Here is an 18,962-nt window from a genome sequence, read left to right as displayed (position 1 = left end):
GCCGTACGTTTCGTTAAAGATACCGGCGTTGACGCATTGGCTATTGCCGTCGGCACCAGCCACGGCGCATACAAATTTACCCGTCCGCCCACAGGCGATGTATTGCGTATCGACCGCATCAAAGAAATCCACCAAGCCCTGCCGAACACCCACATCGTGATGCACGGCTCCAGCTCCGTTCCGCAAGAATGGCTGACAGTCATCAACGAACACGGCGGCAAAATCGGTGAAACCTACGGCGTACCGGTTGAAGAAATCGTCGAAGGCATCAAACACGGCGTGCGCAAAGTCAACATCGATACCGACTTGCGCCTCGCCTCTACCGGTGCCATCCGCCGCTTCATGGCAGAAAACCCATCCGAATTCGACCCGCGCAAATACTTGAGCAAAACCGTCGAAGCCATGAAACACATCTGTCTTGACCGCTACCTCGCATTCGGTTGCGAAGGCCAGGCCGGCAAAATCAAACCGATTTCTTTGGAAAAAATGGCAACCAAATACGCCAAAGGCGAATTGAACCAAATCGTTAAATAATCCGTATCTCGGATTCACACTAAGGCCGTCTGAAAACTTGAAAATAAGGTTTCAGACGGCCTTAGCTTTTGGGAAATTTATAGTAAAATCCTCCGCCGACTACACATCAAAACACATCGAAAGCAAACATGAAACTCGCCGTTATTTTGCCGGCCTATTGCGCCGAAGCTTATTTGCCCGAATGCTTGGATTCGGTATTGAATCAAACATTCCGCGACTTTTTCGTCATCGTCATCAACGATGCTTCAACAGACAAAACCGGCGAAATCCTCGAGGCTTACGCAGCTAAAGATTCACGTTTGCAGGTTTTCCATCTTCCGGAAAACAGGGGGTGAGCCGTTTGCCTGCCAATTTGCCATGGATATGCTCAAAGACGTAGAGGTCGAATATGTGGCACGAATGGATGCGGACGATATTTGCGCCTTGGATCGTTTTGAAAAACAGATTCAGTTTTTAGACAGCCATCTCGAAATTGATATTGTCGGCAGCCAAGCCACCATCTTTTTCGATGACCAAACCGGAAGAGAACCCGTTTTAAGCGACCTCCCCCTGCTCGACAAAGACATTAAAGCCTTTCTCTCCTTAGCCGCTCAAAACATGTTCAACCCCACCACCATGTGGCGGCACGACAGCATTAAAAACCTCGGGATAAACTACACCGCGACAGAAACCGCGCCCGATTTCCATATGTGGGTGCAATGCGCCCTACATGGCAAAACCTTTGCCAACCTGCCCGAGTCTTTGTTGTCTTACAGGATACACACAGCTCAAGAAAGCAAAAAAGAGACAAAATCAACAGATCCGTCCAATACACCATGGAATTGTGGTTCAGCCACCTTTTCCCTGAATTGAACCCAGTAGAAGTCACCCTCTTAAGCCGAATCTTGCATGAAAAGCAACTGCGTTTAACCACTGAAGAGCTGAAAACCATTTTTGCCGCTTATGACAGAATCAGCAAAGACCGCAGCATTTCCTTGTTTGGCGAAGACCGCAATACAATGTTCGGCATGATAGACAATTTCTTCAATCTCTTAAAAAGCCGGTTGAAATTCACTTAAATCATAAAAGGCCGTCTGAAACCTCGGTTTCAGACGGCCTTTATCTATTTCAATCTAAATCAGAACAAGCCGTGAATTACGCCTTCTGCGTCTACATCAATTTTCTCGGCAGCCGGAACTTTCGGCAGACCCGGCATTTTCATCATATTACCGCACAGCGCAACGATGAAGCCCGCACCGGAAGAAACGGTAATGCCGCGCACGGTAATGCGGAAGCCTTCAGGGCAGCCCAAGAGTTTGGCGTTGTCGCTCAAAGAATATTGGGTTTTCGCCATGCAGACTGGCATTTTGTCCAAGCCCAGTTTTTCCAGTGAGGAGATTTCGGCAGACGCTTCTGCGCTGAAATCGACATCTTCCGCGCCGTACACTTTTTGGGCAATCGCACGGATTTTGTCTTTAATGCTCAACTCAACATTGTAGGCAAAGCCGAAGTTATTCGGTTGGTTTTCAATGGCATTAACGACTTTGTGTGCCAAATCTGCGCCGCCCGCGCCGCCTTTGCCCCATACTTCGGTCAGGGAAACTTCAACGCCGTGTTCCGCGCAAGCTTTTTCAATCATGGCCAATTCGGCATCGGAGTCGGACACGAAGCGGTTGATGGCAACCACCACAGGCAGGCCGAATACGTTTTTCAGGTTGGAAATGTGTTTCAGCAGGTTGGGCAGACCTTTTGCCAAGGCTTCGAGGTTTTCTTCGCCGAGGTTGGCACGCTCCACGCCGCCGTTGTATTTCAAGGCGCGGACGGTGGCGACGACGACGGCTGCGTCGGGTTTCAAACCGGCAAGGCGGCATTTGATGTCACAGAATTTTTCCGCACCCAAATCCGCGCCGAAGCCTGCTTCGGTTACGGCATAATCGGCAAGGTGTTTCGCCAAACGGGTGGCCGTTACAGAGTTACAGCCATGGGCGATGTTGGCGAACGGACCGCCGTGTACAAATGCCGGAGTGCCTTCGATGGTTTGTACCAAATTAGGCTTAATCGCATCTTTGAGCAATGCCGCCATCGCGCCATTCGCTTTCAAATCTTTGGCATAAACAGGGCTGCCGTCTTTGGCGTAGGCGACAAGGATGTTGCCCAAACGCTCTTTCAAATCGCTGATGTCTTTGGCAAGACAGAATACCGCCATGACTTCGGAGGCAACAGTAATGTCGAAACCGTCGGGACGCATCACCCCGTCAACAGGTTTGCCCATGCCGTCGATGATGTTGCGCAACTGGCGGTCGTTCATATCGACCACACGACGCCACAGGACGCGTTTCGGATCGATATTCAATTCATTGCCTTGGTAGATATGGTTGTCGAGCATGGCGGCGAGCAGGTTATTCGCCGCACCGATGGCGTGGAAGTCGCCGGTGAAGTGCAGATTGATGTCTTCCATCGGCAAAACTTGGGCATAGCCGCCGCCTGCCGCACCGCCTTTAACACCGAACACCGGACCCAAAGAAGGCTCGCGCAGGGCAATAACCGAGTCTTTGCCGATATGGCGCAATGCGTCCGCCAAACCAATGGTTACAGTGGTTTTACCCTCACCCGTGGGAGTCGGATTAATGGCGGTAACCAAAATCAGACGGCCTTGTTTTTGAGGCAGCTTGAATGCTTCGGCAGGATTGATTTTGGCTTTGTAATGACCATAGGGCTCGATGTTGTCAACGTTCAAACCCAGCTTGGCGGCAATTTCACCAATCGGGCGCATGGTGGAAGACTGGGCAATTTCAGCATCGGTTTTGAAGCTCATGATTTTCCTTTATTGAGAGGGGGAAAGGCCGTCTGAAACAATACAATTAAAGACAGCTGGAAGAAAAAGAATATTAGTTCTATTATAGCGTTTTCCAAAGACAAACCGCAGTGAAAATTTCGATATTTCATCAACAAGCGGATTCATATTGTCAACAATTTGAAACAAAGGAATAAAACATGAGCAGCAACGCATGGCTGTTTTGGGCATTGGCATCGGCAGGCTTCGCCTCATTGACTGCCATTTTCGCCAAAATGGGTTTACAGGGCATAGATTCAGATTTCGCCACCTTTATCCGCACCTTGGTCATCCTCGCCGCTTTAGTATTGTTTTTAACTTACACCGGCAAATGGCAGGGCGTGAACGGCTTTACCGGCCGCAACTGGACATTCCTCATCCTATCCGGCCTCGCCACCGGCGCTTCTTGGCTCGCCTACTTCAAAGCCCTGCAACTGGGTAACGCCTCGCAAGTCGCACCCGTCGACAAATTCAGCCTAGTCTTAGTCGCCCTGATGGCCGTCGTTTTCTTAGACGAACGGCCAAGCACGCAGGAGTGGGTAGGCTTAGGCTTGGTAACCGCAGGCGTATTGACTTTGGCTTTGAAACGATAAAGATTGGGAAATCAAAAAAGGCCGTCTGAAAAATTTCAGACGGCCTTCGCTTCAAACAATCAGCTCAATATTAATTTGAACCGACTTTGATTTTTTGCCACAAGTTGACAGACAGTTTTTTCGCATCTGCGCTCATTTGAGGCATGACGAAACCGTCTTTCATATCTTGCTCGTTCGGGAAAATAGAACGTGTGTTCACCAACTCGGCAGGCATTTTTTCGCGTGCAGGTTTGCTGGCCGGCGCGAAGGTTACGGCGATACCGTTTTTCGCAGCCACTTCGGGATCCAGCGTGTAGTTGATGTACTTGTGGGCATTGACGACGTTTTTCGCATCGGCCGGAATCAGCCAAGATTCGATCCAGAAGCCCATGCCTTTCGGAGTCAACACTTCGATGCCGACATTGTTTTTCACTTCTTCAGAACGCGCTTTGGCCAAGTTCAAATCGCCGCCGTTACCTGCCGCCAAGCAGATGTCGCCGCGCGCCAATTCGTCAATGATGGAAGGACTGAAACGCTTCACGTCAGGACGGATGGTTTTCAAAACTTCTGCCGCCGCTTTCAAATCTTCAGGATTCGAGCCTTTAGGATCTTTACCCAAGTAGTTCAACAAAATTGGAAACATTTCGCTCGGGGTATCCCACAAAGCGATGCCGCAAGATTTTAGCTTGTTGGTGTATTCAGGTTTAAACAGCAAATCCCAGCCGTTTTCAGGCAGCTTGCCGCCCAAAAGCTCTTTACCCTTCGCCGTAATCGCCAAAGTGTTCACGCCGGAGAAGTAAGGCACGGCGTATTGATTGCCCGGGTCGGCGGTTTCCAACATCTTCAGCAATTCAGGGTCGATGTTTTTATAGTTCGGAATCAGATCCTTATTGATTTTTTGGTATGCGCCTGCCTCAATTTGGCGCGGCAGGAAGGCAATACCGGGCACAACCAAGTCATAGCCGGATTTGCCGGTCAGCATTTTGGCTTCCAGCGTTTCGTTGTTTTCATACAAATCGTAAGTCAGCTTCAAATTGTTGGCTTTTTTGAAGTCTTCGACTGTACTTTCGTCAACGTAGTTTGACCAGTTGTAAATATTCAAAGTATCGGTAGCGGCTGCCTCGGCATTGGCAGCAGGCGCGCTGCCTGCTTGAGGTTGCTCGGCTTTTTTCTCGCCACCGCCGCACGCGGCCAAAGACAATGCGGCCAATACGGCTAATACAGATTTTTTCATACGGGCAGATTCCTGATGAAAGAGTGGTTGATGTCAATAAATAAGAAACCCTGCACCCCATAAACACCCCGGCGCAGAGTTAGGCTATTGTAATGGAAACGTAAGCAAACGAAAAGCAATATCCATCTGATTTTTATTGAAATAAGGCAAAGCAACATCATCTTTTTCCCAAAAGCGTTGCACCGGTTGTCGTTTTTGGGCAAAATACGGCTGATTTGCGCGCGTTTATAGAGAAAAAGCTTGCACACAAGGAAATCTGTCTTTAAAATTGCGCGTTTACAGAATTTATTTTTCAGGAGATATTCAATATGGCAAACAGCGCACAAGCCCGCAAACGTGCCCGCCAGTCGGTTAAACAACGCGCCCACAACGCCAGCCTGCGTACTGCATTCCGTACCGCTGTGAAAAAAGTGTTGAAAGCAGTTGAAGCCGGCGACAAAGCTGCTGCTCAAGCAGTTTACCAAGAATCCGTTAAAGTCATCGACCGCATCGCTGACAAAGGCGTATTCCACAAAAACAAAGCAGCCCGTCATAAAAGTCGTCTGTCTGCTAAAGTAAAAGCTTTGGCTTAATACTGACGCAGATGCCGGAAATCCTGACAACCAAAGCAGGATAATCGAGCTGATACGATGCCCCTGAGGTCTTGCCTTTCAGGGGCATTGCCGTATTAACACTCCAAACCGACTAAATAAACCCATTTACCCTTTCATCAGGCCGTCTGAAAAACAACGGAAACTCTCATGAACAAGATGTTGAAACATTCCCTAAGTATCGGATTCATTGCCGCCGCCCCACTGGCCGCCGCCGATACCGCCGCCCTACACTGCACCACCATTCAAGACAACGCCACCCGTTTGGCGTGTTACGACAACATCTACTCGGCGCAACTTCCCCCTCAATCCCCACTGCCGCAAGCGCAAACCGAAACCGCCAAAACACCGGTTGACCTCGAACAAAGCGTCCGTAAGAGCATTGAGAAAAAAGAAGCTGCCATCGTATTCGACAACCCTACCCATCCGAATATTTCAGACGACGTATTAAGCGAAACTGCCGACAGCTACACGCCTTTAAGCCTGATGTACGATTTGGATAAAAACGACATACGCGGCCTGTTGAGCGTACGCGAGCACAACCCTATGTACCTCATGCCCGTTTGGTACAACAGCAGCCCCAACTACTACCCGGAATCCCCCAGTCGCGGCGTAACCACGCAGGAAAAATTCAGCGAGCAGAAACGCCTCGAAACCAAAATGCAGGTTTCCTTCAAAAGCAAGATTGCTGAAGATTTATTCAAAACCCGTGCCGACGTATGGTTTGGCTACACCCAAAAATCCGACTGGCAAATCTTCAACCAAGGCCGCAAATCCGCTCCGTTCCGCAATACCGACTACGAGCCCGAAATCTTCATTACCCAACCCGTTAAAGCAGACCTGCCTTTCGGCGGCAAACTGCGTATGGTTGGCGCAGGTTTTGTTCACCAGTCCAACGGTCAAAGCCGCCCCGAATCCCGCTCATGGAACCGCGTTTACGCCATGGCTGGCATGGAATGGGGCAAGCTGACCGTCATTCCTAGAGTTTGGATGCGCGCCTTCGACCAAAAAGGAGATGACGACGACAATCCGGACATCAACAAATACATGGGCTACGGCGACTTGAAAGTCCAATACCGCCTCAATGACAAACAAAATGTTTATTCCGTCCTGCGTTACAACCCGAAAAGCGGACGTGGTGCCGTTGAAGCTGCTTATACCTTCCCAATTAAAGGCAAACTCAAAGGCGTTGTCCGCGGTTTCCACGGCTACGGCGAAAGCCTGATTGACTACAACCACAAACAAAACGGCATCGGCTTCGGCCTGATGTTCAACGACTGGGACGGAATCTAATTCCCCCATATTGTTTCAGACGGCCTGTGCAATCAAGGTGGCCGTCTGAAACAATAAAACAAAACAAGCCATTCGTTTAAAATACTCGTTTCCTAGCGCCCAAACGCGTATAATGCAAAGTTTGGGCAAAACTTGCCGGAATGAAACAAAGATGACAGAAGCCGCAGCCGAAAGCGGAAAAATCGCCAAGGCTTTAAAGAAATACCTGATTACAGGCGTACTGGTTTGGTTGCCGATTGCCGTAACCATCTGGGCGATGACCTACATTATATCCGCCGCCGACAGGCTGATCAGCCTATTGCCGGAAAGCTGGCAGCCCCAGCATTTCTGGGGATTCAACATACCCGGTTTGGGCATTGTTGCCGCCACCGTCGTCTTGTTCGTTACCGGCGTATTTGCCGCCAACGTTTTAGGCAGAAGGATTCTCGGCGCATGGGACAGCCTTTTGGGACGCATTCCCGTCGTCAAATCCATCTACTCCAGCGTTAAAAAAGTTTCCGAATCCCTGCTCTCCGACAGCAGTCGCTCGTTCAAAACCCCCGTACTGGTTCCCTTTCCGCAACCGGGCATTTGGACGATAGCCTTTGTTTCTGGCTATATCCCCGACAAACTCAAAGGCAGCCTGCCGCAAGATGACGACTATATTTCCGTTTACGTCCCAACCACGCCCAACCCGACTGGCGGCTATTACATCATGGTTAAAAAAAGCGACGTTCGCGAGCTGAACATGAGTGTGGATCAGGCATTGAAATATGTAATTTCGCTGGGCATGGTAATGCCGGACGACTTACCGGTTAAAGTCCTACCCGCCCAAAAGCCGTCTGAAGACGGTGATACCGAACATAACAATTAAGGTCTTCTTTTTTCAGACGGCCTTTCCTTCTTTTTCAAATTGAACAATATAAAAAGGTGATTTTATGCGTACCAACTATTGCGGCCTAATCAGCGAGCAATATTTAGACCAAACCGTAACCGTCAAAGGCTGGGTACACCGCCGGCGCGACCACGGCGGTGTGATTTTTATCGACTTGCGCGACCGCGAAGGCATCGTCCAAGTCGTAATTGACCCCGATACGCCCGAAGCGTTTGCCACTGCCGATTCCGCCCGCAACGAATACGTTTTGAGCATTACCGGCCGTGTGCGTAACCGTCCCGAAGGTACGACCAACGACAAAATGATTTCCGGCAAAATCGAAATCCTTGCCAAAGAAATCGAAGTGTTGAACGCCGCTGCGACGCCGCCGTTCCAAATTGACGACGAAAACATCAGCGAAAACGTGCGCCTGACCAACCGCGTTATCGACCTGCGCCGTCCGGTGATGCAGCGCAACCTGCGCCTGCGTTATCAAGTCGCTATGGGTGTTCGCCGTTATTTGGATGCGCAAGGCTTCATCGACATCGAAACGCCGATGCTGACCCGCTCCACGCCTGAAGGCGCGCGCGACTATCTCGTGCCGAGCCGCGTTCATCCGGGTGAGTTTTTCGCTCTGCCGCAATCGCCGCAATTGTTCAAACAACTGTTGATGGTGGCAGGTTTCGACCGTTACTACCAAATCACCAAGTGCTTCCGCGACGAAGACCTGCGTGCCGACCGCCAGCCCGAATTCACCCAAATCGACTTGGAAACCTCGTTCTTGAACGAGGATGAAATCATGGACATCACCGAAGGCATGGCAAAACAAGTCTTCCAAGACGCGCTGGGCGTGGATTTGGGCGATTTCCCGCGTATGCCTTACTCGGAAGCCATGTTCTACTACGGCTCCGACAAACCCGATATGCGCATCAGCCTGAAATTCACCGAGCTGACCGACCTGATGAAAACGGAAGAATTCAAAGTCTTCCGTGGCGCAGCCGACATGAAAGGCGGTCGCGTGGTTGCCCTGCGCGTACCGAACGGCGCGAAATTCAGCCGCAAAGAAATCGACGAATACACCAAATTTGTCGGCATCTACGGCGCGAAAGGTTTGGCGTACATCAAAGTGAACGATGTCAGCAACCTTTCCAACGGCGAAGACAGCGGCCTGCAATCTCCAATCGTGAAATTCCTGTCTGAAAACGCCCTGAAAGAAATCATTGCACGTACTGGCGCGCAAAACGGCGACATCATCTTCTTCGGCGCAGACAAAGCCAAAGTCGTGAACGAAGCCATCGGCGCACTGCGTATCAAAGTCGGCTTGGAACACGGCGCGGAAAACGGCTACTTCGTGGACGAATGGAAACCGCTGTGGGTGGTGGATTTCCCGATGTTCGAATACGACGAAGACGGCGACCGCTGGGCAGCCATGCACCATCCGTTCACCTCGCCCAAGCCCGGTCATGAAGACCTGATGGCGACCGATCCTGAAAACTGCCTGGCACGCGCCTACGATATGGTGTTAAACGGCTGGGAAATCGGCGGCGGCTCTATCCGTATCCACCGTGCCGACGTACAGGAAAAAGTGTTCGCCGCACTGAAAATCAGCCCCGAAGAGCAACAGGAAAAATTCGGCTTCCTCTTGGACAACCTGAAATTCGGCGCGCCTCCGCACGGCGGTTTGGCGTTCGGCCTTGACCGTCTGGTGACGCTGATGACCGGCGCCGAATCCATCCGCGACGTGATTGCCTTCCCGAAAACCCAACGCGCCCAATGCCTGTTGACCAACGCGCCAAATGCGGTGGACGACAAACAGTTGCGCGAATTGAGCTTGCGCCTGCGTCAGAAAGCAGTTGAAACAAAAGAAGCATAATTTACCGGCTTAACCTTTAAAATATCAAGGCCGTCTGAAAAATTTGAAATTTCTTTCAAATTTTTCAGACGGCCTTTCTACATTTTGGTCGTTTATATATATATAATCAACCGCAAACTGTTTTATTTTAAACGTTTACTTTAATGACGTTAGAGTGTGAAAATTAACCGTTTGTAATAAAAACAAACAAATAGTCTTCGCAAGCAATATCATAGCTGTTATACAATAAAGGAACCTGACAATGTTTCTAATACTAACGGGGCTGATACTGACTTTTTTTGTTACATTGTTTATTATTACTTCAATTGTTCATAAAAAACAGTTTGCCTACAACACACACCAAGACTATAACTATCCCTCCCTCCCCTCTACCGCGCATGCTACCCTCAAGGGTGGCAGCCTGACTTTGCCCGCCACTATCCGCGGGCAAGATACCGTTATTGCCAAACTCCGTATCAAATCCACTTGGGCAGGATTGCTGGTATTGCCTTTTGTTGAAACCATTTCATCTAAGGGAAAATGGAAGCAATATTTCGAATACGGCGCAAAAGGCGTGCGCTATATCAATCTGAGTGATACCTTCTCTGACAACGACAAAACCATCCGCTTGGAAGGCAAATACCTATCCTTGCCTGATCAAGAAATCGAACTCTCTGTTTATCCGCGTGAAAACCTCGACGGCAAAAAAATCCTTGTCCTCGCGCCTCATGCTGACGATGCCGAATTAAGCGCATACGGTTTGTATGAAAAACACGCCGCCAATTCAATGATCTGCACCTTAACTGCCAGCGAAGGCGGCAGCTTCCACTATGGCAATCTTTACAGCACATGCGACTGCGACACTCAGGCACAATATCTGCAAAAAGGCAGGATGCGCGTTTGGAACAGCCTGACCGTGCCCATTTTGGCCGGTGTGCCGTCTGAAAACATCCTGCAACTGGGCTACTTCGACAGCACATTGACCGCCATGCGCCAAAATCCGGAAAAAGAGATTAAATCGACCAAAATCGATACGACCGATGTCGATATTTTCCGCAGTGCCAATACCTCCCCATTGGCGAAACATCTCAAGCCCGGCTCGACTTGGAACAGCTTGGTGGACAACCTTGGCTATCTGATAGAAACGTTCCAGCCGGATATTATCGTGACGCCGTCTCCCAATATCGATGTGCATCCCGACCACCAACATACTGCTCTGGCCGCCATCGAAGCCCTGCGCAAAATCGATTACCGCCGCGGCAATCTGTTTTTACACACCATACATTATCTGAGCGACGACTTCCCTATCGGTAAAGTAGGTTCCTCCCTCAGCCTGCCGCCATCCTCCGAGCAACCGTTTTACTTCCAAAGCATCTATTCCCATCCCTTGGATAAAGAAGAGCAAAACCGCAAACTTCTCGCCCTTGACGCCATGAACGACATCCGTCCTAATTCAGACGGCTATATGCGTTGGAGCACCATGATATTCAAAGGCTTAAATAAACTGCGACACCACGTCCTCCATCTCGACAAAGACTTGGTCAACCGCTTTGTCCGCAGCAACGAATTCTTCTATACCGTCCCCATCAGCGACTTGTACCAAGAAGAGACGCTGAAACAAATCACCTATCAGGGCAAAGCCCAATAAACCACAAAGGCCGTCTGAAAAGATGTTTCAGACGGCCTTTATCACACCAAATCAAAACAATAAAATCACCGCATTACAAACGAAAAACACCAAGCCCAAATCCAAAAGCGACAACCCAAGTTATAATAAAACCCTTCCCACACGTCCCACATCATCATGCCGATTTACTTCATCGCCGATTTGCACCTGAGCGAATCCCATCCTCAGCTGACCGCACTCTTCCAAAAATTTATCCAAGAAAAAGCCGTTCACGCCCAAGCCGTATACATTCTTGGCGACCTTTTCGATTTTTGGATCGGCGATGACGAAAACAGCCCTTTGGTTCAAACCATCAAACAAACCATCCTCAGCCTAACCAAGCGTAGCATTGCCTGCTATTTCATCCATGGCAACCGCGACTTCCTCATCGGCAAAACCTTCGCCCGCGATACCGGCATGACCTTACTGCCCGAGTACGCCGTTATCGACCTGTTCGGCACACCCACCCTACTCTGTCACGGCGACACCCTCTGCACCGACGACCATTCTTATCAAAAATTCCGCCGTACCGTCCATCAAAAATGGCTGCAACGCCTGTTCCTGCTCCTGCCGCTCACGCTCCGACTGAACATTGCCACCAAAATCCGCAAGCAGAGCAAACAGGACAAACAACACAAAACCGCCGACATCATGGACGTCAATCCAGCCTTTACCCACGAAACCGTCCAACGCTTCCACACGCCCCTGCTCATCCACGGCCATACCCACCGCGAAAACATCCATCGCAACGCCGATTACACCCGCATTGTACTCGGCGACTGGCGCGATAATTACGCCTCCATTCTCGAAGTTGATGCCGAAGGCTACCGTTTTATCGCCTTATAAAACATCAGACCGTCTGAAAACCGGTTTCCCGATTGTTCAGACGGCCTGACTGACAAACATCCTCAAACGGTTTACGCAAACCAACCGCGTATCCGCTCCAAACCACCAAAGCGCACACACGCATCCGCATTCGCCTCGGTTTTCGGTTTCGCCCGATAAGCAATGCCGAATCCCGCCTCCCGTATCATCGGAATATCGTTCGCACCATCACCCATCGCCACCACCTGCCACGAAGCCAAACCCAGACACTCACGGTATTCACGCAACAAATCCGTCTTAGCCTGCGCATCGATAATCCGCCCTTTCAGACGGCCTGTCAGCTTGCCGTTTTCCACTTCCAACACATTCGCAAAATGGAAATCCAAGCCCAAACGCCGTTGCAGGCGTTCCGTAAAGAACGTAAACCCGCCCGACACCAGCATAAACTTCACATCATTCCGTTTGCACTCTGCCAACAAAAATTCCGCACCCGGCGAAAGCTGCAACACATTCTCGTACACCTCTTCCAACACGCGCTCGTCCAAACCGGCCAGCAAAGCCACACGCTTACGCAAAGACTGCTCAAAGTCCAGCTCGCCGCGCATCGACTGCTCCGTAATCGCTGCCACCTCATCTTTCAGCCCGACACCGGCCGCAATCTCATCCACACACTCAATCGTAATCAGCGTCGAATCCATATCGCTGACAATCAGTCCCAAATCAGCAAAAGCCACATCCGGCAACACCGCACCATCTATCTGCTGCGCAATCAACGCCGCACGCATATCGTCCGTCAATTCAAAATCATCATCAACCGGCACACGCAACACCGACTTCCCTGATGGCGCAGACACTAAACCGCCAAATGCCGACCAGTCGCAAGCGCCCAAATCCCCATGTTGCAACACCAAAACTTTCTTCATCTCATTCTCCTCATACCCCAAGACCTTTACAAACATATCGGGTACACATTCAGCCTAAAACAACGAAACCGTATTTTTGCAAAGGCCTTAAAAAACCAAAACAGCATTATAGCCGAACAACCCCGGCAATTTTCAGACGGCCTGTAAACAATTCAACTAGAGCTACCAATACCAATCCCTGCATCAACTAAACAAGTCATGATTCAAAAATTTGATTTAGGACAAGCTGTTTAAAAAACTTTGCAAGTAACAGATAACTTGTTATTGCTTTTTCTTACAGTTTCGATATAGTTCTTTATGGCTAGTTTGGCACTACCCCTTATATCTAGCTTTCATTGCATTACAACCTTCATTCGTTGCCAACGGCTCCCTTTCCGGCGGCAACCTTTTTTTGACCCGATGGTTTGGCAAAATCGAAATTGAATCAAATAAAATGATTCGGAGACTTATATTTAATTTTTAAAACAAAACGGCTTATAAAAAACAACGGCTCAATTTAAACGGATATTGCCGCCAATATTTAAAAACAAACAGACCTTTCTTTATCAAGGACCTCATCAAATGCATCATTCTGAAAAACTATTCAAACTGAGCACACTTACCCTCTGCCTTGCCGCATTGCCCCAAGCCGCACAAGCTGCCGAAGAAGTACAACAGGCTGAAGTGGAACAAGTTACCGTAGTGGGTAAAAACAAAAGCCTGCGCACTGAAAGCCAAAACAGCTACACAGTATCCGCCCTGCGCTCAACCACAGGGCTGGTGCTCTCTCCGCGGGAAATTCCCCAATCTGTCAGCGTTATTACTAAAAAACAAATTGAAGACCAAGGCATTACCGACTTAGAAGGTGCATTGCAAAACGCTACGGGTATCAATGTTTTCAAAAGCGGCGGACGCACGCATTTCATGTCGCGTGGCTATTTTATCGAACAGTTTGAAGAAGACGGCATTGCCACGCAACTCGGCTCTCCCGGCGGATTCGGCTTAGGCGGCCCAGCCGGCGACCCGACCAGTGCAACCGATATGGCCATGTACGACCACATTGAAGTGGTGCGCGGTGCGGCAGGTTTGACACAGGCAAACAACGAACCCGGCGGCACGGTAAACGCCGTCCGCAAAAAGCCGACTGCAAAACGCCAACTTTCCGCCGATTTGATGGCAAACTCATGGGGCAAAGTAAACAGCACCTTTGATGCATCCGGCACCTTAAGCCAAGAACACGGCCTGCGCGGTCGTTTTGTCGGCTCGGTAGGCAGCAACAAAACCTTCAAAGACCAATCCGGCGGCCGCGACCTCCTTCTGTATGGCGTGATGGACAAAGACATCGGCGACAACAGCAAACTTACCTGGGGCGCAAGCTATCTCAACCAAACCGAAACACCCGATCCTGACGGCCTGCCGATGCGTGCAGACGGCAAAGAGTGGAAACGCAGCCGCTATCTTGGTGCGGATTGGAACGAAGCCCGCCTGAAAAAATACAATCTTTTTACCGAATTTGAACATTATTTCAACGACAACTGGAAACTGAGCAGCAAGTTGGACTGGCGTAAGAACACCAGTTCAAAAGAATATTACACGCTGGGTGGCACAGGTAACGGCATCGGTACAGACGGCCTGGGAACCACATACAGCTTCGACCGTTACGATGCAGGCAACCGCCAGTTCACTTTCCAAAACAACCTGACCGGCCGCATCTTTGCTTTCGGCCAAAATCACGATCTCTTCTTCATGCACAGCTATTCCAAAGAGAACGTGAACTCAAGCAACCGCTGGTTTGATGACAGCAGTACCTATGACGCAGATGCCTTTAACGGCAGCGAGAAAGCCAAACCTGATTGGGATTCTGCCACAGCCAAAGCCCGTGGCGGTGACGGCCGTTATACTACCCATGCCTTTGGTTTGGGCGCGCGCATCAATCCTACCGACAAACTACACATTATCGCAGGCGGACGCTATACCAGCTGGAAACGCGACTTCTATTGGGATCGCAACCTCAAAGACGGGGTAGCAGGTTCATCAGACTCGCTCAAACGCAACCGCTTCGTTCCTTATGCCGGCATCACTTACGACATCACACCTAAACAAAGCGTTTACGCCGCCTATACATCCATCTTCAAACAAACGATGAACCGCGACTACAACGACAACCTGCTACCTCCGATTATGGGACGCAACTACGAACTCGGCTGGAAAGGCGAATGGAACGAAGGCCGTCTGAATACTTCCGTCGCCCTCTACCGCACCGACAAAGACAACAACAACCAACGCGTCAATGCCAAACCGCACGCCTATTGGGAACCGCTCAACCAAAGCAGCCGCGGCTTGGACGCCGAAATCTCTGGCAGCCTGACCGACCGTTGGCAAGTTTACGCAGGCTACACCTTCAACCGCAGCACCAACCGCAACAGCGTTACCGGCAATGTTGAATCTCGCCGAAAAGGCTACAACTTCAGCAGCCATACGCCGAAACATATGTTCCGCCTCTACACCAGCTATATCCTGCCGATTGATGACGGCAAATGGACGGTCGGGTTGGGGGTAAAGAGCAGCAGCAAAACCGCCAATTCCTACGGTTCCATCAAGCAAGGCGGCTACACGGTTTGGAATACCAACGTCCAATACCGCCCGAGCAAAAACCTGCAACTGGGGCTGGCAGTCAACAACCTGACCGACAAACGCTACTACGAAAACCAATACAGCCGTGCCGCCAACAGCGGCAACTTCTACGGCGAACCGCGCAATGCCGTGTTCAGCCTGAAATGGAAAATGTAAAATAGCGGCAAATCGGGAGTGGATTGCCCTCCACTCTTCAAAAGCATATAAAAACCAATCATTGCTTATAAACAAGGCCGTCTGAAAACAAAATTCTGTTTTCAGACGGCCTATCACGCACATTTACAAGCATTCATCATGAATACGCTCAAAAAATTCTTTTACCTTGCCCGCCCTTTTTGGTCGGGGACACACGGTCGCCTCCAATGGCTGATGCTCGCCGTTTTGATAGGGTTTACCCTATTCTCTATTACCATCAGCGTTTGGATTGCCGCGTGGGACAAACGCTTCTACGACGCGCTGGCCGCGTTTGACGGCGCATCCATGCCTTCGCTCATTGTCGAATACCTCGGCTATATGGCGATGGTTATCGGCTGCATCGTCTGCGGCGACTGGCTGCAAAAACGCCTCATCTTCCGCTGGCGCACCCATCTGACCGAGCAATTTCAAAAAAACTGGCTCGAAGGCCACAAACACTACCGCCTGCGCCTGACAGGCGAACCGGACAACCCCGACCAACGTATCGCCGAAGACATCTACCTGCTTGCCGACAAAAGCATCAGCCTCTTTCGCTCCTTCATCAATAATATTGCCAAATTCAGCGCGTTTGTCGCCGTATTGTGGACGCTCTCCGGCGTACAGACTTTCAACATCGGCGGATACAGCATTACTGTTTACGGCTATCTTGTTTGGGTTGCACTGATTTATTCCATCTTCAGCACCGTCATCGCCCATCTTGTCGGCCGCAAACTCAAAAACCTCAACATTGACCGCCAGCATCGCGAAGCCGACTACCGCGCAGCCCTTTTACGCGTACGCGACCATGCCGAACAAATCGCCTTCTACAACGGCGGCGAAGCCGAAACAGGCCGTCTGAAACAGCGTTACCTCCGCATCCGCGACAACTGGCGGCGGCTCACCAACTGCGAATTCCGCCAAGAAACCTTCTGGGCGACCTACGTGCGCATCAGCATCTTCATCCCCATCCTCGCCACCCTGCCCATGTACCTCGCCAAAACCATGACCTTCGGCGACATGATGCAGACCCGCACATCGTTTGCCCGCGTCCAAGACAGCTTCGGCTGGTTTACCGACTCCTACCGCCGCCTCATCGAATGGGCGGCAGTCGTCGAACGCCTCTCCGGTTTTCAGACGGCATTGGAACAAGTAGAGCAGGAAGGCAGAAGCGCCGCCCGCCCAGCACCCGCCCTGACTTTAAACAACCACCGCCAAAGCGGCATACTCGTCCTGCAAAACCTCACCGTCCACACCCAAACCGGCAGCCCCCTGCTCACCGACATCAACCTCGAAGCCCACGCCCCTGAATGGGTATTGCTCGAAGGCAGAAGCGGCATCGGCAAATCCACCCTGTTGCGCACCCTCGCAGGCTTGTGGCCGTATTACCAAGGCAGCTTCGCCCTCGACGGCAGCCTCCTCTTTCTTCCCCAACGCCCTTACCTGCCTGCGGACACATTGCGTCAAACTGTCAGCTACCCTTATACGGCCTGCCAAGACGACCATTTGATTCAAACCGTTTTGGAACAAGTCGGCTTAAGCAGCCCCACGGGTAGGTTGCACACGTTGATGAACGATTTGGACACTTCATACGAATGGCACGGCATCCTTTCCGGCGGCGAACAGCAACGCCTCAGCCTCGCCCGCACACTGCTGCACAAACCGCAAATCCTGTTCCTAGATGAAGCCACCAACCAGCTCGATGATGAATCCGCCCTGATGTTGATGCAGACCCTCAAGCAACATTTGCCCGATACTTTGGTCATCGGCATCAGCCACCAACCCAAGATTCAAGCCCTGTTTGATAGCTCTCTGAATTTGAATGAAAAATTATTTAAATGTTAAAATGTGCAAAATGCTTGCTTTCGATCCCAACAAGGTATATAGTACCAAGTAACTAGTTCTTATTGATGAGAGCTACTCCTTGGATACTTGCCTCCGGTTCTCCAACCCGGGGGCATTTTTTTTGTGTTTGTATGAATAGGATAAAGACGGAATATAAAAGGTTTTAAAAACATGAGGCCTATAATCTTTATAAGGGATTGACTATAAATAAAAAACGCCAATCTCAAAGCCATAGTCAAATAAAACCTCAAACCACGTTTTCCCAAACTTTTAGGTCGTCTGAAATCCTCTCTCCAATATCGTCAATCCCATATTTCAGACGGCCTGTTTAACCCTCTATTGCAAAGCTTGGCACAAGCACCGCTGACCGACGGCAATTAATTACTATATAATCAAACGCATTGTTACCCTACAAAGGAGCCACACCATGACCACAAAAATTAAAATTGGTATCGTCGGTGCAACCGGTTACACAGGCGTTGAATTGTTACGTCTGCTCAGCAGCCACCCCAACACAGAAGTCACGGCCGTCACCAGCCGAAGCGAAGCCGGTATTGCGGTTGCCGACTACTTCCCCAGCCTGCGCGGCATTCACGACCTTTCATTCCAAACGCCCGAGGATGCCGGACTTGACCGTTGCGACCTCGTATTCTTCGCTACGCCCAACGGCGTAGCCATGAAAGAAGCACCGGCCCTTGTGGAAAAAGGCGTACGTGTAATTGACCTGTCTGCCGACTTCCGCATCCGCGACATCCCCACATGGGAAAAATGGTACAAAATGACCCATGCCGCGCCGCAACTCGTTTCCCAAGCAGTGTACGGTTTGTGCGAACTTCACAAAGACGACATCGCTAAAACCATGCTGGTGGCCAATCCAGGTTGTTACCCTACCTGCGTTTCCCTGCCCTTATTGCCGCTGCTTCAGGCTGGCCGTCTGAAAGCCAACGCTCCTCTGATTGCCGACTGTAAATCCGGTGTTTCCGGTGCAGGCCGCAAAGCCAGCACCCACGCCCTGTTGTGCGAAGCAGGCGACAACTTCAAAGCCTATGGCGTCGGCGGCCACCGCCATCTGCCTGAAATCCGACAAACCCTGTCCGGACTGCAAGACCATGTTTCAGACGGCCTGATTTTCGTGCCACACCTTGTTCCGATGATACGCGGCATGCACGCCACCCTGTA

17 protein-coding genes are annotated in these 18,962 nt (G+C 50.5%); 14 read left to right on the top strand and 3 right to left on the bottom strand.

Annotation, left to right across the window (positions count from 1 at the left end):
* From ACTHSP_RS09090 to ACTHSP_RS09075, 4 genes are all read left to right on the top strand, one after another.
* Window positions 1-534: class II fructose-bisphosphate aldolase (locus tag ACTHSP_RS09090; RefSeq protein ID WP_440345994.1), on the top strand; the 534-nt coding region annotated here is incomplete at its 5' end.
* Between the two features lie 128 nt (window positions 535-662).
* Window positions 663-869, top strand: a complete 207-nt coding sequence (locus ACTHSP_RS09085; RefSeq protein ID WP_440345993.1) for a glycosyltransferase family 2 protein — start codon at window positions 663-665, stop codon at window positions 867-869.
* A gap of 22 nt (window positions 870-891) precedes the next feature.
* On the top strand, window positions 892-1,386 hold the full coding sequence (locus ACTHSP_RS09080; protein WP_440345992.1) for a hypothetical protein: 495 nt from the start codon (window positions 892-894) through the stop codon (window positions 1,384-1,386).
* Window positions 1,350-1,592, top strand: a complete 243-nt coding sequence (locus ACTHSP_RS09075) for a hypothetical protein (RefSeq protein ID WP_283126945.1) — start codon at window positions 1,350-1,352, stop codon at window positions 1,590-1,592. Before ACTHSP_RS09080 ends, ACTHSP_RS09075 begins: the two co-directional genes overlap by 37 nt.
* A gap of 59 nt (window positions 1,593-1,651) precedes the next feature.
* On the opposite strand, the gene ACTHSP_RS09070 is transcribed toward ACTHSP_RS09075, so the two are convergent.
* Window positions 1,652-3,328 (bottom strand): formate--tetrahydrofolate ligase, encoded by a 1,677-nt coding sequence (locus ACTHSP_RS09070; protein ID WP_440345991.1) that lies wholly within the window; start codon window positions 3,326-3,328, stop codon window positions 1,652-1,654.
* A 179-nt stretch (window positions 3,329-3,507) separates the two neighbouring features.
* On the opposite strand from ACTHSP_RS09070, the gene ACTHSP_RS09065 reads away from it, so the two are divergent.
* A complete protein-coding gene (locus ACTHSP_RS09065) occupies window positions 3,508-3,939 on the top strand; it encodes an EamA family transporter (RefSeq protein WP_063076147.1) in 432 nt (143 codons plus the stop codon).
* 70 nt (window positions 3,940-4,009) lie between these two features.
* Here the strand turns inward: ACTHSP_RS09065 and ACTHSP_RS09060 are convergent, their stop codons facing one another.
* Window positions 4,010-5,152: an extracellular solute-binding protein gene (locus ACTHSP_RS09060; RefSeq protein WP_137041143.1), complete on the bottom strand. Its 1,143-nt coding sequence runs from the start codon at window positions 5,150-5,152 to the stop codon at window positions 4,010-4,012.
* Window positions 5,153-5,460: 308 nt separating this feature from the next.
* Between ACTHSP_RS09060 and rpsT the strand changes: the two genes are divergently transcribed.
* The 6 genes from rpsT (at window position 5,461) to lpxH (ending at window position 12,252) form a co-directional block, all read left to right on the top strand.
* Window positions 5,461-5,724, top strand: a complete 264-nt coding sequence (rpsT, locus tag ACTHSP_RS09055; protein WP_002212556.1) for a 30S ribosomal protein S20 — start codon at window positions 5,461-5,463, stop codon at window positions 5,722-5,724.
* Window positions 5,725-5,892: 168 nt separating this feature from the next.
* Window positions 5,893-7,035, top strand: a complete 1,143-nt coding sequence (locus ACTHSP_RS09050) for a phospholipase A (RefSeq protein WP_049351121.1) — start codon at window positions 5,893-5,895, stop codon at window positions 7,033-7,035.
* A 151-nt stretch (window positions 7,036-7,186) separates the two neighbouring features.
* The gene (locus ACTHSP_RS09045; RefSeq protein ID WP_049351152.1) at window positions 7,187-7,888 is read left to right on the top strand and encodes a DUF502 domain-containing protein; all 702 of its coding nucleotides are present in this window, start codon (window positions 7,187-7,189) and stop codon (window positions 7,886-7,888) included.
* A 64-nt stretch (window positions 7,889-7,952) separates the two neighbouring features.
* Entirely contained in the window at window positions 7,953-9,761 is a 1,809-nt protein-coding gene (gene aspS / locus ACTHSP_RS09040; RefSeq protein ID WP_049351120.1) for an aspartate--tRNA ligase, read from the top strand.
* Window positions 9,762-10,002: 241 nt separating this feature from the next.
* A complete protein-coding gene (locus ACTHSP_RS09035; RefSeq protein ID WP_049351119.1) occupies window positions 10,003-11,388 on the top strand; it encodes a PIG-L deacetylase family protein in 1,386 nt (461 codons plus the stop codon).
* A gap of 153 nt (window positions 11,389-11,541) precedes the next feature.
* Entirely contained in the window at window positions 11,542-12,252 is a 711-nt protein-coding gene (gene lpxH, locus ACTHSP_RS09030) for a UDP-2,3-diacylglucosamine diphosphatase (RefSeq protein WP_440345995.1), read from the top strand.
* Window positions 12,253-12,323: 71 nt separating this feature from the next.
* Here the strand turns inward: lpxH and serB are convergent, their stop codons facing one another.
* Window positions 12,324-13,154, bottom strand: coding sequence for a phosphoserine phosphatase SerB (gene serB / locus ACTHSP_RS09025; RefSeq protein WP_049351117.1), 831 nt, complete (start codon window positions 13,152-13,154; stop codon window positions 12,324-12,326).
* A 561-nt stretch (window positions 13,155-13,715) separates the two neighbouring features.
* On the opposite strand from serB, the gene ACTHSP_RS09020 reads away from it, so the two are divergent.
* From ACTHSP_RS09020 to argC, 3 genes are all read left to right on the top strand, one after another.
* Window positions 13,716-15,923, top strand: coding sequence for a TonB-dependent siderophore receptor (locus ACTHSP_RS09020; protein ID WP_371464827.1), 2,208 nt, complete (start codon window positions 13,716-13,718; stop codon window positions 15,921-15,923).
* Between the two features lie 138 nt (window positions 15,924-16,061).
* Entirely contained in the window at window positions 16,062-17,783 is a 1,722-nt protein-coding gene (locus ACTHSP_RS09015) for an ABC transporter ATP-binding protein/permease (RefSeq protein ID WP_440345990.1), read from the top strand.
* 427 nt (window positions 17,784-18,210) lie between these two features.
* Window positions 18,211-18,962: N-acetyl-gamma-glutamyl-phosphate reductase (argC, locus tag ACTHSP_RS09010; RefSeq protein WP_440345989.1), on the top strand; the 752-nt coding region annotated here is incomplete at its 3' end.

The organism is Neisseria sp. P0001.S005, from assembly GCF_051963715.1.
Note: the sequence above shows the minus strand (reverse complement) of the source record. Positions and strands in the feature narration are given on the sequence as shown.

Bases quoted from the DNA above. Each gene is read 5' to 3' on its own strand.
- ACTHSP_RS09085 (WP_440345993.1), top strand. From the start codon at position 663: ATGAAACTCGCCGTTATTTTGCCGGCCTATTGCGCCGAAGCTTATTTG.
- ACTHSP_RS09080 (WP_440345992.1), top strand. From the start codon at position 892: ATGGATATGCTCAAAGACGTAGAGGTCGAATATGTGGCACGAATGGAT.
- ACTHSP_RS09075 (WP_283126945.1), top strand. From the start codon at position 1,350: ATGGAATTGTGGTTCAGCCACCTTTTCCCTGAATTGAACCCAGTAGAA.
- ACTHSP_RS09070 (WP_440345991.1), bottom strand. From the start codon at position 3,328: ATGAGCTTCAAAACCGATGCTGAAATTGCCCAGTCTTCCACCATGCGC.
- ACTHSP_RS09065 (WP_063076147.1), top strand. From the start codon at position 3,508: ATGAGCAGCAACGCATGGCTGTTTTGGGCATTGGCATCGGCAGGCTTC.
- ACTHSP_RS09060 (WP_137041143.1), bottom strand. From the start codon at position 5,152: ATGAAAAAATCTGTATTAGCCGTATTGGCCGCATTGTCTTTGGCCGCG.
- rpsT (WP_002212556.1), top strand. From the start codon at position 5,461: ATGGCAAACAGCGCACAAGCCCGCAAACGTGCCCGCCAGTCGGTTAAA.
- ACTHSP_RS09050 (WP_049351121.1), top strand. From the start codon at position 5,893: ATGAACAAGATGTTGAAACATTCCCTAAGTATCGGATTCATTGCCGCC.
- ACTHSP_RS09045 (WP_049351152.1), top strand. From the start codon at position 7,187: ATGACAGAAGCCGCAGCCGAAAGCGGAAAAATCGCCAAGGCTTTAAAG.
- aspS (WP_049351120.1), top strand. From the start codon at position 7,953: ATGCGTACCAACTATTGCGGCCTAATCAGCGAGCAATATTTAGACCAA.
- ACTHSP_RS09035 (WP_049351119.1), top strand. From the start codon at position 10,003: ATGTTTCTAATACTAACGGGGCTGATACTGACTTTTTTTGTTACATTG.
- serB (WP_049351117.1), bottom strand. From the start codon at position 13,154: ATGAAGAAAGTTTTGGTGTTGCAACATGGGGATTTGGGCGCTTGCGAC.
- ACTHSP_RS09020 (WP_371464827.1), top strand. From the start codon at position 13,716: ATGCATCATTCTGAAAAACTATTCAAACTGAGCACACTTACCCTCTGC.
- ACTHSP_RS09015 (WP_440345990.1), top strand. From the start codon at position 16,062: ATGAATACGCTCAAAAAATTCTTTTACCTTGCCCGCCCTTTTTGGTCG.